This window comes from Cryobacterium sp. W22_MBD10_FK3 (assembly GCF_052113745.1).
Classification (GTDB): domain Bacteria; phylum Actinomycetota; class Actinomycetes; order Actinomycetales; family Microbacteriaceae; genus Cryobacterium.
Genome location: NZ_JBGQOH010000022.1, coordinates 33251 through 47463 on the forward strand (window position 1 = coordinate 33251; position 14213 = coordinate 47463).

Genomic DNA, 14213 nt, shown 5'->3' on the forward strand with positions numbered 1-14213 from the left:
CACCTGGCTCCCTTTCGTTTCACCTGCTACCACCCCCCAAGGACTCGAATGACAGCCGCGACCGAAGTCGATGCCCGCGCGATCCGCCGCATCGCCTTCAACCACCGCCTTTCCCACTGGGATGTGAAGTTCTCTCCCTACCTTTACATCTCACCGTTCTTCATCGTCTTCGCACTGATCGGACTGTTCCCCCTGGGGTACACGGCCTGGGTGTCGCTGCACGACTGGAACCTCATCGGCGGGCAGGGCGACTTCGTCGGCCTCGAGAACTTCCAGACCGTACTCGCGCAGCCGTACTTCTGGATCTCGCTGCGCAACACATTCAGCATCTTCCTGCTCTCGGCCGTGCCCCAGGTGATCGCGGCCATCGCCATCGCCGCCGTTCTCGACTTCAACCTGCGCGGCAAGACGTTCTGGCGCATGGGCGTTCTGCTGCCCTACGTGGTGGCCCCGGTTGCCGTCGCCCTGATTTTCAACGACCTGTTCGGTGACAAGTACGGCGTCATCAACCAGCTCCTCAACACGGTCGGCATCGACTCCATCCGCTGGCACGTGGACATCATTCCCAGCCACTTCGCGATCGCCACCATGGTGAACTTCCGCTGGACCGGCTACAACGCCCTCATCTTCCTGGCTGCCATGCAGGCCGTGCCGCGCGACTTCTACGAGGCCGCCATCATCGACGGCGCCGGCCGCTGGCGCACCTTCTGGTCGCTCACGGTTCCGCTGATGCGCCCCACCATCATCTTCGTCATCATCACCTCCACCATCGGTGGACTGCAGATCTTCGACGAGCCGCGCATGTTCGACCAGTACGGCCAGGGCGGCGCCAGCCGGCAGTGGCAGACGCTGACCCTCTACATCTACGAGCTGGGCTGGAACCAGCGGAACTTCGGCAGGGCATCCGCCGTCTCGTGGCTCCTGTTCCTCATCATCATCCTGATCGCGGCGCTCAACTTCTACATCAGCCGGCGCATCAGCGCCACGAGCGACAAAGCCATCAAGGTTCGACCCATCAAGGCACGAGGAAAAATCTCATGAGAAAGTCACGTTCAATCGGCGGCCACGACCGCCGTCCGGGCTTCTGGGTCTATGGCGTTCTGATTGCCGTGCTGGTGGGATCGTTCTTCCCGATCTGGTGGTCTTTCCTGATCGGCAGCCAGGATGCGGCCGCCATCAACAAGAACGGCATGATCTTCGTGCCCGGCGGCAACTTCTTCGCCAACGCCGCCACCGTCATCGACAGCATCCCGTTCTGGAACGCCCTGTTGAACAGCGTCATCGTGTCGTCGGCCGTGGCTCTGAGCGTGGTCGCCTTCTCCACCCTGGCCGGCTACGCATTCGCGAAGCTCAAGTTCCGCGGCCGCGAAGGCCTGCTGGTCTTCGTCATCGCCACCATGGCCGTACCCACCCAGCTGGGCATCGTGCCGCTGTTCATCGTGATGTCACGGCTCGGCTGGACGGGCAGCCTCTGGGCCGTCATCGCGCCCGGCCTGGTCACAGCGTTCGGCGTGTTCTGGATGACCCAGTACCTCAAGGACGCCCTGCCCGACGAGCTCATCGAGGCCGTGCGCATGGACGGCGCGTCGATGATCCGCAGCTTCTGGCACGTCGGCCTGCCCGCCGCCCGGCCGGCCGCCGCGATGTTGGCCCTCTTCGCCTTCATCGGCACCTGGACCAACTTCTTCTGGCCGTTCATCGTGCTCGACCCCGGCAACCCCACCCTGCCGGTGGCCCTGCAGCAGCTGCAGGCCGCCTACTACGTGGACTACTCGCTGGTGCTCTCCGGCGTCGTGCTCTCGATCATCCCGTTGATCGTGCTCTTCGTCTTCCTCGGCAAGCAGCTGGTCGCCGGCATCATGCAGGGCGCGGTCAAGGGATGACCGAACAGCCGCGCGGTGACCGGCGCGAATTCCCGGCCGGTTTCCTGTTCGGTGCGGCCACAGCCGCGTACCAGATCGAGGGTGCCGCCCACGAAGACGGGCGCACCGACTCGATTTGGGATGCCTTCAGCCGCATCCCGGGAACCGTCGTGAACGCCGAGAACGGCGACGTCGCCTGCGACCACTATCACCGGTACGCCGGCGACGTGGCCGTGATGAAGGAGCTGGGCCTGCAGACCTACAGGTTCTCCACCTCGTGGTCCCGGGTGCGCCCGGACAATGGGCCGGTCAACCCCAAGGGCGTCGACTTCTACTCGCGGCTCGTCGACGAACTTCTCGGCGCCGGCATCAAGCCGTGGCTGACCCTGTACCACTGGGACCTGCCGCAGGCCCTCGAGGAGAAGGGCGGCTGGGCCAACCGCGACACCGCCGAGCTGTTCCGTGACTACGCCCTCTCGGTGCACGATGCGCTCGGCGACAGGGTCGGCGTCTGGACCACGCTCAATGAGCCGTGGTGCTCCGCCTTCGTCGGCTACACCGCCGGCGTGCACGCCCCTGGGCGGCAGAGCAAGACCGACGGCCTCGCCGCCGGCCACCACCTGCTGCTCGGCCACGGCCTTGCCGTCCAGGCCCTGCGCGAGCGCGACAGCAGCCTGGAACTGGGCATCACCCTGAACCTCACGGTGGCCAAACCGGTGGACCCGACCAGGTCCGGCGACGTGGACGCGGCCCGGCGCATCGACGGCCAGCTCAACAGGTTCTTCCTCGACCCCATTTTCCGCGGCAGTTACCCGGCGGATGTGCTCGACGATGTGGCCCACCTGGGCTTCACGGAGTTCGTGCGTGACGGCGACCTCGCCCAGATCAGCCAGCCGCTGAATAGTTTCGGTGTGAATTACTACAACGGCTCCGCGGTCAGTGACCGGCCCGTCGCATCTCCGCAGCTCTCGCACGACCCCACCAATCGGGTGACCAGTTCACCGTTCCCCGCCGCGGACGGCGTGTACAACCACCCCCAGGGCCTGCCACTCACCGCCATGGACTGGGAGGTGCAACCCGACGGGCTGCGCGAGCTCCTGGTGCGGGTGCAGACCGACTACACAGGCCCGGCCGGTACCGACCTCTACGTCACCGAGAACGGCGCCGCCTACGACGACGTCGTGGCGACGGATGGCGCCGTGCACGACGCCGACCGCACCCGGTACCTACAGCTGCACCTCGGCGCCGTCCTCGACGCCATCAACGAGGGCGTGGACGTGAAGGGCTACTTCTACTGGTCGCTGATGGACAACTACGAGTGGGCCTGGGGCTACCAGAAACGCTTCGGCATCGTGCGCGTGGACTACGAGACCCAGCAGCGCACCATCAAGGACAGCGGCCTCGCCTACGCCGCCATCATCGCGGCTCGCTCGCTGCCCACGGCAGCGGAATTCGCTGTCACAAAATAGAATGACCTCCATGACAACCGGAACGCGCCAGTTGCGTCCAGCGCAACCGACCCTCGAGTTGGTGGCCGAGGCCGCTGGCGTGTCCCGTGCCACCGTGAGCCGGGTGGTGAACGGCTCCACCAAGGTGAGCCCGGAGATCGTTGCTGTTGTCACCGAGGCCATCGAACGACTCAACTACGTGCCGAACCGCGCCGCCCGGTCGCTGGCCAGCCGGCAGACCCAGGCCGTGGCCCTCGTCGTTCCCGAAGACATCACCAGATTCTTCGGCGATCCGTACTTCGCGGCCATCGTGCAGGGCATCACCCGGCGACTGGACGAGAGCCAGTACATCCTCAACCTGCTCGTCGCCTCCAGCGATCCCAGCCACAAGACCATGCGCTACCTGCGCAGCGGCAACGTGGACGGCGCCTTCGTGGTCTCGCACCACACCCGCGACGAGTTCCTGACCGACGCCGGGTCGCTGATTCCGCTGGTGTTCGGTGGACGGCCCTCGCACAACTTCGGTGAGAACACCTTCTACGTCGACGTTGACAACGTCGCCGGCGCGCAAGCCGGCACCCAGCACCTGCTCGACATCGGGCGGCGGCGCCTGGGCTCCATCACCGGCCCGATCGACATGCCGGCCGGCATCGACAGGTTCACCGGCTTCCAGCGCACGCTGGAGCAGGCCGGCCTGCCGACGGATGCCGTCGAGCACGCCGACTTCACGGCGGTGTCCGCCGCTGCCGCCATGCGACGACTGCTCGAGCGCAGACCCGACCTCGACGGGCTCTTCGTGGCCAGTGACCTGATGGCCACGGGTGCCCTCGACGTGCTGCGCGAGCAGGGCTATTCGGTTCCCGATGACATCGCGATCGTGGCGTTCGACGACAGCCCGGCCGCGATCGGTGCCGCCGTTCCCCTGACGACGATCAGCCAGCCGTCGGCCGAGATGGGCTTCGCCATGGCCGACATGCTGCTGCGGCTGCTCGCCGGTGATACCGACGTGCCGCACCGCAACATCATGCCGACCCGGCTCATCCAGCGCGCCTCGGCCTGAACCCCGCGCGGGTCGGCGTTCGGGCCTAGTCGAGCTGCGGCACGACCTCGCGGGCGATGAAGTCGAGGTGGTCGAGGTCGGCCAGGTCCATGATCTGCAGGTAGACGCACTCCACGCCGTCGGCCGCGAGGGCGCCCAGCCGGTCGACGACCTCACCGGCAGTGCCGGCGATCCCGTGCTCACGAAGCTCGGCGGGCTCGCGGCCCACCGCGGCGGCGCGGCGGCCGAACTCGGCCTCGTCGGCGCCGGTCACCGCGATCAGCGCCGCAGAGTAGACGAGCTCCCGCGGGTCACGTCCCACGGCTTCGCACGCGGCGCGCACCCCGGCGAACTTGCCCGGGATATCCGCGAAATCCGGGAACGGCAGGTTGAACTCGGTGGCGAACCGTGCCGCCAGCGCCGGGGTGCGCTTGGCTCCGCCGCCGCCCACGATCACGGGCACCCTGGCCTGGGTGGGCTTGGGCAGTGCGGGCGAGTCGACGAGAGTGTAATGCTCGCCGGCGAAGCTGTAGCTGTCGCCGACCGGGGTGCCCCACAGGCCGGTGATGACCTCGAGCTGTTCCTCGAGCATGCCGAACCGCTTGGCCGGGAACGGGATGCCGTAGGCCAGGTGCTCCTGCTCGAACCAACCGGTGCCCAGGCCCAGCTCCACGCGCCCGCCCGACATCTGGTCGACCTGCGCCACCTGGATCGCGAGGACCCCTGGCGGCCGGTAGGTGAGCGACGAGACCAGGGTGCCGAGGCGGATGCGCTCGGTCTCGCGGGCCAGGCCGGCCAGCGTGGTCCAGGCATCCGTCGGCCCCGGCAGCCCGGTGACGTGGTCGCCCATCGCCAGGTAGTGGTCGGAACGGAAGAAGGCATCGAAGCCGAGCGTCTCGGTGGCCTGCGCGACCGCGAGGATGTCGTCGTAGCTGGCACCCTGCTGGGGCTCGGTGAAAATGCGGAGTCTCATGCTCCCAGTCTTGTCTCCAGTTCGGCGTCCACGAAATCCACGCCCGGCAGGGCGCCGAGTCTCTCGTGCATCACAACGAGCGATTCAGGGTTCTGGTCGATCAGCAGGAACTTGCGGTTCAGCGCCGCCGCCACGGCCCCCGTCGTGCCGCTGCCGGCGAAGAAGTCCAGCACCCAGTCGCCCTCGCGGCTGGATGCCTGGATCATGCGCCGCAGGATGCCGACGGGCTTCTGGGTGGGATACCCGGTCTTCTCCTTGCCCGTGGGCGAGACGATGGTGTGCCACCAGACATCCGTGGGCAGCTTGCCCTTGGCCACCTTCTCCGGAGTGACCAGGCCGGGCGCCATGTAGGGCTCACGGTCGACGGTGCTGGAGTCGAAGTAGTAGCTCTTGGGGTTCTTCACGTAGACCAGGATCGTGTCGTGCTTGGTGGGCCAGCGGTTCTTCGATTTTGCGCCGTAGTCGTAGGCCCAGATCAGTTCGTTGAGAAAGCAGTCCCGGCCGAAAAGCGCGTCGAGGAGCACCTTGGCGTAGTGCGCCTCGCGGTAGTCCAGGTGCAGGTAGAGGGTGCCGTCGTCGGCGAGCAGCCGCCAGGCCTCGATCAGGCGCGGCTCCAGGAAGGCCCAGTAGTCCTCGAACTGGTCGTCGTACCCGAGCAGGTCACCCTTGATGCGCTCGTACCGCTGGCCCTTGAACCCGGTGATGGTGCCGGTGGCGTGCGCGCCGCTGGCCAGGGTGCTCCGCACCGAAGTGGTGGCCTGCCGTTTCTGGCTGCGGCCGGTGTTGAACGGGGGGTCGAGGTAGATCAGGGTGAATGCGGCGTCGGGCAGCGTCGGCAGCACGGTCAGGTTGTCTGCCTCGATGACTCTGCTGGGAGAGGACTGAGTCCACGCGTTTGGCATTCCCTCATTCTGTCAGTCGGCCTACGCTGTTCCGATGACCAGTCACGAAGCAACCATCCAGGTCGAGCACGAGCCTGACCTCTCGCGGTACACGCTCCGGCAGGACGGCGAGCCGGTCGGGCTGGCCGATTACCGGCTCATCGGCCAGGAGTTGCGCTTCACTCACACCGAAATCGACCCGGCCAGGCGCGATCTCGGGCTGGCCGGCATCCTGATTGAGCGTGCTCTCGATGACGTGCGCATCCGCACCGACCTCACCGTCGTCGCGGACTGCCCGTACGTCGCGGAATGGATCGACCAGCACGCCGAGTACCAGGACCTGCTCAGCCGCGGCCGGTAACGCCCGTTCTGCCCGCTAGGGCACCCGTCCGATCCACGCGTCGGTGCTGAACTTGCTCTCGACGAGGTCGGCGGCCTTGGCGTACTCCTCGTCGGTGATATCGCCAGGCGTCGCGCCGTAGAGGCTGGTGAACGTCTGCTTCATGCGGTCGATGATCTCGGCCCGGGTCAGGCCGGTCTGGCTGCGCAGCGGGTCCACCCGCTTGGCGGCGCTGGTGATGCCCTTGTCGCTGAGCTTCTCCCGGCCGATGCGCAAGACTTGCACCATTTTTTCGCCGTCCATGTCGTAGCTCATGGTCACGTGGTGCAGCACGGCGCCGCTGCCGAGCCGTTTCTGGGCTGCCCCACCGATCTTGCCGGTGGGGCTCGTGATGTCGTTCAGCGGCTGGTAGTGCGCGTCGATGCCGAGCGACTTGAGCGCCGTGATGACCCACTCGTCGAGGAAGGCGTAGGAGTCGGCGAAGCTCATGCCGTGCACCAGTTCGGTGGGCGCGTAGATCGAGTACGTGATGACGGAGCCGGCCTCCATGAACATCGCGCCGCCGCCGGAGACCCGGCGCACCACTGTGAAGCCGTGCTTCTCGGCGTTGACGGGATCGACCTCGTTCTTCAGCGACTGGAAGCTGCCGATCACGACGGCAGGTTCGTTCCACTCCCAGATGCGCAGGGTGGGGGCGCGGCGGCCCTCACCGACCTCGACGGCGAGCACCTCGTCGAGCGCCATCTGCATCACCGGCGGCACGGCCTTGGTGTGGATGAGCTGCCACTCGTAGTCGCGCCAGCCGCTGGCGTGGGCGAGTGAACGACGAATGGCCACGGCGACCGACTCCGGGCTGAAGCCGAGCAGGGTGGCCGTGGGCGGCAGCGCGGCCCGAACAGCGGCGGCGATCGTGGCCGCGTCGCTGTCGGCGGCGAGGCCGTTCACCGCGGCATTGATGTCTTCGAGGGCGTCGTCAGGCTCGAGAAAGAAATCACCGGCCAGGCGGAAATCGGTGATGATGTTGTCGACGACATTCAGATCGACCACAACGAGTTTGCCGCCAGGGACCTTGTATTCACCATGCATGTGCTCAGCCTAATCGTCGGCAGCGGCCGCCTGGGCGGGGGCAGGGAGGTGACTGTCGAGCCAGGTCACCAGGTCGGCGAGCACCTCGTCGCGGTTGACCTCGTTGAAGACTTCGTGCCTGGCGCCGGGGTACACGATCAGGCGCACATCCCGCAGGCCGGACCGGCGCGTGTACGCCGCCACGAGCTTCTGAGCGCTGCGCTCCCCGCCCACCGGGTCGTCGCCGCCGACCTGGATGAGCAGGGGAAGCTCGGCGGGCAGCCGCCGGGCGGGGCGTCCGAGAATGCGCACGGCGTCACGCAGCCCGAAGAGCTTGGCCAGCGGCACACTCGTCGTGAGCGGATCGGCCACGAACGCCCCCGCCACCGCAGGGTCGCGGCTGAGCCACTCGGCACCGGTGGTACCGAGGTGCTTGTGCCTGCGGTTGAGGTCGCCGCTCTCGAGAAAGCCGGGCCAGCGGTAAGCGGTGCCGGTCAGCACCACCGCCTGGTAGTCCTCCGGATACCGGTTGAGGATCATCTGCACCATGAACGAGCCCCAGCTGTGGCCGACCAGCACCAGCGGCACCGGCGAGCGCCCGGGTGCATCCTGGGCCCCAGCGTCGTTGACCTCGGCATCGTGCGCCTCGGCCTGCTGCAGGGCCGCCTGCCGGATCACGCCGGTGAAGGCGTGCACGGCGGCGACCGCCGCCCGCAAACCGCCGACACCGAGCCGGCCGAGCTGGCCGGCGTCACCGCCGTGCTGCAGCATCCCGGTCTGGCCGTGCCCGCGGTGGTCGTCGGCGTACACCGAGTACCCGGCCGCGTTCAGCGCGCGGGCCACCTGTCGATAGCGCAAGGCGTGCTCACCCACCCCGTGCACAAGCTGCACGATGGCGCGGGGGTTGTCGACCGGCCAGGCGTAGTAAACGATCGGCACGCCGTATTCATCGGTGAAGGTGGGCACGGGCTCATTCTGCCGTAGAACCGGCCTCGCCAGCTCCCCCCACTTTCCGCACTTTCCCGCACAAGTGTTGCCCGTGCGGACAAGTGCACCCGGCGCACCGGGGGCATTTGTCCGCATCGGCAACAGTTTGGGCGTGAGGTGGGGGGAACGGAGGGAGCGGGAATCATTAGCATGGCTAATTTGTTAGGCTAAGTAATCATGTCTGAGAGTCCTCTTGCGCCCACCACCCCAGCGTCTGCAGCGCACCCCGTGAACGCCGCGCACCCCGTACACCCCGCGGCCGCGCACCCCGCGGCCACGCCGGCGCATCCGGCGTTGGCGACCTTGCACTCCAAGCGGCGCACCGTGGCGGAGTTGAGCCACGACTTCAGGCTCGCCAACGGCCGGCTCGCCCGCCGGGTGCGCCAGGAGCAGGCCGACAACGAACTCACCAGCGGCCAGTTCTCGGCACTGGGCGCGGTATTCAGGCTCGGACCGATGACGCTGAGCGCGCTCAGCGAAGAGGAACGGGTGACCCCGCCCTCGATGAACCGCACCGTCAACGCCCTGGTCGAGGCCGGCCTTGTCGACCGGGCCGGCTCCGCGGAGGACGGGCGCAAGGTTGTGCTCACCGTCACAGCCGCCGGGCTGACCCTCGTGCGCGAAACCCGCAGGCGCCGCGACGACTGGATCGCCCAGCGCATCCTGCGCCTCACCCCCGAGCAGCGCCAGACCCTGGCCGCCGCCACCGAAATCATGAAGGAGCTCGCCAACAGTTGAGTGCAATGTTCCGCTCTATGAGCGTGGTCAACTACCGGATCTGGTTCGCCGGCGCCCTGGTGTCCAATGTGGGCACCTGGATGCAGCGCACGGCCCAGGACTGGATCGTGCTGACCCAGCTCACCGACTACAACGCCACAGCGGTGGGCATCGTGATGGCCCTGCAATTCGGGCCGCAGCTGCTGCTGATGCCGTGGTCCGGCCTCATCGCCGACAGGTTCGACCGGCGCAAGCTGCTGATGCTCACCCAGACCCTGATGGGGCTGCTCGCCCTGGGCCTGGGTCTGATCACCGTGACCGGGGTCGTGGAACTCTGGCACGTCTACCTCTTCGCCCTGGGCCTCGGCATCGTCGCCGCCATCGACGCTCCCGCGCGGCAGACCTTCGTCTCCGAGCTCGTGCCCGACGACAGCCTCTCGAACGCCGTCGCGCTCAACTCGGCCTCGTTCAACGGCGCCCGGCTGATCGGCCCCGCCGCGGCGGGCCTGCTCACCGTCGCCGTCGGCGCCGGCTGGGTGTTCATGATCAACGCCGTCACCTTCGCCTTCACCGTCTTGGCCATGACCCTGCTGCGCACCAAGCAGCTGCGCAAGCAACCCCGCGCGCCGCGCGAACGGGGCCAACTGATGGCCGGCTTCCGCTACGTCTGGCATCGGCCGGACATCGTCGCGGTGCTGATCACGGTGTTCCTGGTGGGCACCTTCGGCTTCAACTTCGCCATCTTCACCTCGACCATGGCCACCGTGGAGTTCGGCATGGGTGCCAGCGAGTTCGGCATGCTCAGCTCGATCATGGCGGTGGGCAGCGTGGTCGGCGCCCTGCTCTCGGCCCGGCGCAGCCGGCCCCGGATGCGCCTGGTGGTGGGCGGTGCCTTCTTCTTCGGCCTCACCTGCGCCATCGCCGCCGTGATGCCCAGCTACCTCAGCTTCGCAATCTCGCTCGCGTTCGTCGGGCTCACCTCACTGACCCTGATGACCACGGCGAACGCCTACGTGCAGACCACCACCGAACCGGCCATGCGCGGCCGGGTGATGGCTCTGTACATGGCCATCTTCGCCGGCGGCACCCCGCTCGGCGCTCCGCTGGTCGGCTGGGTCGCCGACCAGTACGGCCCACGCTGGGCCATCGGCGTCGCTGCCGCCTCCGGGTTGATCGCGGCCGCAGCCGTCATGTTCTGGATGGTGCGATATCAGCGTCTACGCGTGCGCATCCGGCCTCGCACCGCGCACCGCGGAGCGCCCAGGCTGCGCGTGCGGCACCGCGGGGACGGTCAACCACTCACCTCGGCCATCCGCACCGTCACCACCAAGGCCGATGCCGCCAGTCAGGAGCGCGACCGGGAGACCGCCACCCGCGAAATCGCGGTCGTCGAGGCCACCACGCCGCGCTGACCGACGCATGCGCCGCACAACCGCCGCCCGACAGCATTCTGCGAGGCCGCGCGCGATAACATTTCACCCTAGGCAGGGCGACGGGAACGGCGGGCACGGGTGGAGCTACACGACATCGTCTCGATGCTCAGCGAGATCTTCACGATCGTCGGCCTCCTGGTCGGCGTTCCGCTCTACATCATCGGCCTCTCGGTGCGGGGGTTCGGCCACCGCTGGATCGAGGCGGATGGTGTCGTGGCGGCCACCAAGTCCGGCTCCGTCATCCGCTGGTTCGACAAGACCGGCGAGGTGCACGAGGCGCGCGCCGACAGCCACGAGACCGAGCACCTCGAACCCGGCGACGACGTGACCGTCTGGTTCAACGCCAGGTCCCCCGAGCGCTGCCGCACCCATTCCCCCGACCACGACGGCAAGGCCCTGCGCCTCACCGGCCTGATCTTGACCGGGCTCGGCGTGGGCTCGGCGATCCTGGGGATCGTGCTGCTCTTCGTCTGAGCCGGGTGCTACGGGCTGCGCTGGGCCGATAGCTGCCGCCAGCGGAGCCGACCGGCGAAGGCGACCGCGACCGCGTAGCCTGTACTCAAGGCACGCGACTCGCGCGTGCGGCAGAGAGGATGCCCGTGGACACCACACTGCTCCGGCGTTTTGTCGCCGTCGCCGAGGAGCTGGACATTGCCCGCGCCGCGAAGAACCTCAACGTGTCGCGCACAACGCTGATGAAGTCGGTTGCCTCGCTCGAAACCGAACTGGGTGTGCCGCTGTTCGAACCGGCGGCGGACAACCCCTACCTCACCGAGGCCGGCATAGCCTTGCTCGCCGAGTCCAAGGGGCTGCTTGCCCACATGCCGCCGGCCGGCGGACCGTCCCAGGGCTCCGGCAACTCGTCGGGAGGCGGCGGCAAGGCCAAGGCGTCCAAGGGCCGTGGCCGCGCTCCCGCCGTGAAGGGCCAGGCCGCGCCCGGCAAGCGTCGCCAGTCCCGCTGAGCCGACGGTTCGACGTGTGGCCGGGTTCTCCGCCCTGAGCCGCTGACCTGCTGACCTGTTGATCCGCAACCGCACCGGTTGCGCGGAGGTGCCCGCGTGGGCACGAGTCGCCCCGGCGCGACCGGGGCAACTCGTGCGCGACAGGGCGCTTCGCGGGATCGGGCGCCTACGCGGCGCCGAACTCCTCGAGCACGGCGGCGAGCTGGTCGACCGCCCAGTCGAGGTCCTCCGCCGACACCACCAGCGGTGGGGCGAGGCGGATGGTGGAGCGGTGGGTGTCCTTCGCGAGCACACCGCGCTCCATCAGGGCCTCGCAGACCGCACGCCCAGGCGCCAGCGCGGGGTCGATATCAATGCCGGCCCAGAGGCCCGCGCCGCGCACCTCGAGCACACCGTGCCCGACCAGGCCGAGCAGCCTCTCGTGCAGGTGGGCGCCGAGGTCGCGGGCGCGCTGCTGGTACTCGCCGGTGGCGAGCAGGTTCACCACGGCCAGGCCCACCGCCGCGGCCAGCGGGTTGCCGCCGAAGGTGGAGCCGTGTTCGCCCGGGCGCAGCACGCCGAGGATGTCGGTGTTGCCGACCACGGCGGAGACGGGCACGATGCCGCCACCCAGGGCCTTGCCGAGCAGGTAGAGGTCGGGCACGACGCCGGCCTGCTCCACCGCGAAGGTGGCGCCGGTGCGACCCAGGCCGGACTGGATCTCATCGGCGATGAAGAGCACATTGTGCCGGGTGGTGATCTCCCGCACGGCGGGCAGGTAGTCCGCGGGCGGTACGACGATGCCGGCCTCGCCCTGAATGGGTTCGAGCAGCACCGCCACGGTGTTCTCGTCGATCGCGGCCTCCAGCGCGGCGGCATCCCCGTAGGGCACCGTGCGGAACCCCGGCGTGAACGGGCCGAAATCCGCTCGGGCGGACTCATCGTCGGAGAAGCTGATGATGGTGGTGGTGCGGCCGTGGAAGTTGCCGCCGGCGACGATGATGTTCGCCATCCCGGCCGCGACACCCTTGACCCGGTAGCCCCAGGCGCGGGCGACCTTGACCCCGGATTCCACGGCCTCCGCGCCGGTGTTCATCGGCAGCACCATGTCTTTGCCGGCCAGCTTCGCCAGGGCGGTCACGAACGGGCCGAGCTGGTCGTTGTGGAAGGCCCGACTGGTGAGCGTGATCCGGCCCAGCTGCGCGCGCGCGGCATCCAACAGCACCGGGTTGGAGTGGCCGAAGTTGACCGCGGAGTACGCGGCCAGGCAGTCCAGGTAGCGCTTGCCGTTGATATCGGTGACCCAGGCGCCGTCTCCGGACGCGACCACCACGGCGAGCGGGTGGTAATTGTGGGCGGCGTGCTCGTTCTCGAGCGCGATCGCCGCGGTCTGGTCGGAGAGGCCCACCTGGGCGGTGAGGCCGGACTGGTCGGTCAGGGCGCTCATCGGCGCAGCTCCAGAGTGCAGCATTTCACTCCTCCGCCGCCGAGCAGCAGCTCGGACAGGTCGACGCCGATCGGGTTGAAGCCGCGCCCGCGCAGCTGGCGTTCGAAGTCCTTGGCCTTGGCGGCGATCACGACGTTGTAGCCGTCGGAGTAGGAGTTGAGGCCGAGGATCGCGGCATCTTCCTCGGTGACGATGATGGCGTCCGGGAAGCGTTCCCGCAGGATGGCCAGGCTCGGTTCGTCGAACGCGCTGGGCAGGTAGGCGATCTCGCCGTTGCCGGACGTGGGGGACGCATCCAGCACGGCGATGGCGGTGTCCAGGTGGTAGAAGCTCGGGTTGACCAGTGTGAGGGTGATCACCTGACGGCCGTAGATCGCCGAGATCTCCTCGTGGCTGTTCGACGCGCTGCGGAAACCGGTGCCGGCCAGGATGACGTCGCCGACGAGCAGGAAGTCCCCCTCGCCCTCGTTGATCTCGACGGGCTCGCGCACGTCGAAGTCGTTGGCGCCGAACCAGTCCATGTAGGCGGGACCCTCGGGCTGGCGCTGCGGGTAGGTGAAATTGGCCCCGTAGGCGATGCCGTCGATCACAAAACCACCGTTGGCGGCGTAGACCATGTCGGGCAGGCCGTCGATGGGCTCGATCAGGTGCACGTCGAAGCCGAGTTCGATGTAGGTGTCGTACAGCGTCTGCCACTGGGCGACGGCCAGGCTGGTGTCGGTCGGCAGGGCCGGGTCCATCCACGGGTTGATCCGGTAGACCACGGTGAAGAATTCTGGTTTGCACATCAGGATCGTGCGTTTGACCGGGGTGCGAGTCAGTGCGACGGGCGCGACCGATTCGTCCGGGTTGGCGGATGCGACATCAATTGACACTGGAGCTCCTCTGGGGGCAGTCCGTCGGCCGAGGCGTAGACGGAACGCGGGTGGGTGGCGGACCAGGTCGCTCTCGTGAGCCCGGTGTGATCGGTGAGGCCGGTCGCACAGGGACGCCGGTTCTAGTTTCACACAGCATGAATCAACGTTTCGTGCGAATTGGCGCATGGAATGCGCGTTGGCCCCGATGATCACGCAACTTCGC

The 14213-nt window shown here is 68.0% G+C and carries 15 protein-coding genes; 9 read left to right on the plus strand and 6 right to left on the minus strand.

Annotated features, from left to right (window positions below):
* Window positions 1–48 precede the first annotated feature (48 nt).
* The 4 genes from ACEN2M_RS16060 to ACEN2M_RS16075 are packed head-to-tail and all read left to right on the plus strand — an operon-like array spanning window position 49 to window position 4370.
* Window positions 49–1041 carry a carbohydrate ABC transporter permease gene (locus ACEN2M_RS16060; protein ID WP_441649149.1) on the plus strand — a complete coding sequence of 331 codons (993 nt, stop codon included), beginning with the start codon at window positions 49–51 and terminating at the stop codon, window positions 1039–1041.
* Window positions 1038–1883, plus strand: a complete 846-nt coding sequence (locus tag ACEN2M_RS16065; protein ID WP_441649150.1) for a carbohydrate ABC transporter permease — start codon at window positions 1038–1040, stop codon at window positions 1881–1883. Before ACEN2M_RS16060 ends, ACEN2M_RS16065 begins: the two co-directional genes overlap by 4 nt.
* Window positions 1880–3331 (plus strand): GH1 family beta-glucosidase, encoded by a 1452-nt coding sequence (locus tag ACEN2M_RS16070; protein WP_441649151.1) that lies wholly within the window; start codon window positions 1880–1882, stop codon window positions 3329–3331. The genes ACEN2M_RS16065 and ACEN2M_RS16070 overlap by 4 nt, the downstream gene beginning before the upstream one ends.
* A gap of 10 nt (window positions 3332–3341) precedes the next feature.
* Window positions 3342–4370 carry a LacI family DNA-binding transcriptional regulator gene (locus tag ACEN2M_RS16075; protein ID WP_441649152.1) on the plus strand — a complete coding sequence of 343 codons (1029 nt, stop codon included), beginning with the start codon at window positions 3342–3344 and terminating at the stop codon, window positions 4368–4370.
* Window positions 4371–4395: 25 nt separating this feature from the next.
* Here the strand turns inward: ACEN2M_RS16075 and ACEN2M_RS16080 are convergent, their stop codons facing one another.
* Complete coding sequence (locus tag ACEN2M_RS16080; RefSeq protein ID WP_441649153.1) at window positions 4396–5322, minus strand: LLM class F420-dependent oxidoreductase; 927 nt, start codon at window positions 5320–5322, stop codon at window positions 4396–4398.
* Window positions 5319–6224: a DNA-methyltransferase gene (locus ACEN2M_RS16085; protein ID WP_441649154.1), complete on the minus strand. Its 906-nt coding sequence runs from the start codon at window positions 6222–6224 to the stop codon at window positions 5319–5321. The genes ACEN2M_RS16080 and ACEN2M_RS16085 overlap by 4 nt, the downstream gene beginning before the upstream one ends.
* Window positions 6225–6258: 34 nt before the next feature.
* On the opposite strand from ACEN2M_RS16085, the gene ACEN2M_RS16090 reads away from it, so the two are divergent.
* On the plus strand, window positions 6259–6564 hold the full coding sequence (locus tag ACEN2M_RS16090) for a GNAT family N-acetyltransferase (RefSeq protein ID WP_441649155.1): 306 nt from the start codon (window positions 6259–6261) through the stop codon (window positions 6562–6564).
* Window positions 6565–6579: 15 nt separating this feature from the next.
* On the opposite strand, the gene ACEN2M_RS16095 is transcribed toward ACEN2M_RS16090, so the two are convergent.
* Window positions 6580–7629 (minus strand): lipoate--protein ligase family protein, encoded by a 1050-nt coding sequence (locus ACEN2M_RS16095; protein ID WP_441649156.1) that lies wholly within the window; start codon window positions 7627–7629, stop codon window positions 6580–6582.
* A 9-nt stretch (window positions 7630–7638) separates the two neighbouring features.
* The gene (locus ACEN2M_RS16100) at window positions 7639–8574 is read right to left on the minus strand and encodes an alpha/beta fold hydrolase (RefSeq protein WP_441649157.1); all 936 of its coding nucleotides are present in this window, start codon (window positions 8572–8574) and stop codon (window positions 7639–7641) included.
* 198 nt (window positions 8575–8772) lie between these two features.
* On the opposite strand from ACEN2M_RS16100, the gene ACEN2M_RS16105 reads away from it, so the two are divergent.
* The 4 genes from ACEN2M_RS16105 to ACEN2M_RS16120 all read left to right on the plus strand — a co-directional run bounded on the left by ACEN2M_RS16105 (window position 8773) and on the right by ACEN2M_RS16120 (window position 11707).
* On the plus strand, window positions 8773–9333 hold the full coding sequence (locus tag ACEN2M_RS16105; protein WP_441649158.1) for a MarR family winged helix-turn-helix transcriptional regulator: 561 nt from the start codon (window positions 8773–8775) through the stop codon (window positions 9331–9333).
* Between the two features lie 5 nt (window positions 9334–9338).
* Window positions 9339–10724: an MFS transporter gene (locus tag ACEN2M_RS16110; protein ID WP_441649159.1), complete on the plus strand. Its 1386-nt coding sequence runs from the start codon at window positions 9339–9341 to the stop codon at window positions 10722–10724.
* 99 nt (window positions 10725–10823) lie between these two features.
* Window positions 10824–11219 (plus strand): sortase, encoded by a 396-nt coding sequence (locus ACEN2M_RS16115; RefSeq protein ID WP_441649160.1) that lies wholly within the window; start codon window positions 10824–10826, stop codon window positions 11217–11219.
* 119 nt (window positions 11220–11338) lie between these two features.
* On the plus strand, window positions 11339–11707 hold the full coding sequence (locus ACEN2M_RS16120; RefSeq protein WP_441649161.1) for a LysR family transcriptional regulator: 369 nt from the start codon (window positions 11339–11341) through the stop codon (window positions 11705–11707).
* A 166-nt stretch (window positions 11708–11873) separates the two neighbouring features.
* On the opposite strand, the gene rocD is transcribed toward ACEN2M_RS16120, so the two are convergent.
* Both rocD and ddaH read right to left on the minus strand, forming a co-directional pair.
* The gene (rocD, locus tag ACEN2M_RS16125; protein WP_441649162.1) at window positions 11874–13133 is read right to left on the minus strand and encodes an ornithine--oxo-acid transaminase; all 1260 of its coding nucleotides are present in this window, start codon (window positions 13131–13133) and stop codon (window positions 11874–11876) included.
* Window positions 13130–13921 carry a dimethylargininase gene (ddaH, locus tag ACEN2M_RS16130; protein ID WP_441649171.1) on the minus strand — a complete coding sequence of 264 codons (792 nt, stop codon included), beginning with the start codon at window positions 13919–13921 and terminating at the stop codon, window positions 13130–13132. The genes rocD and ddaH overlap by 4 nt, the downstream gene beginning before the upstream one ends.
* Between the last annotated feature and the right edge of the window lie 292 nt (window positions 13922–14213).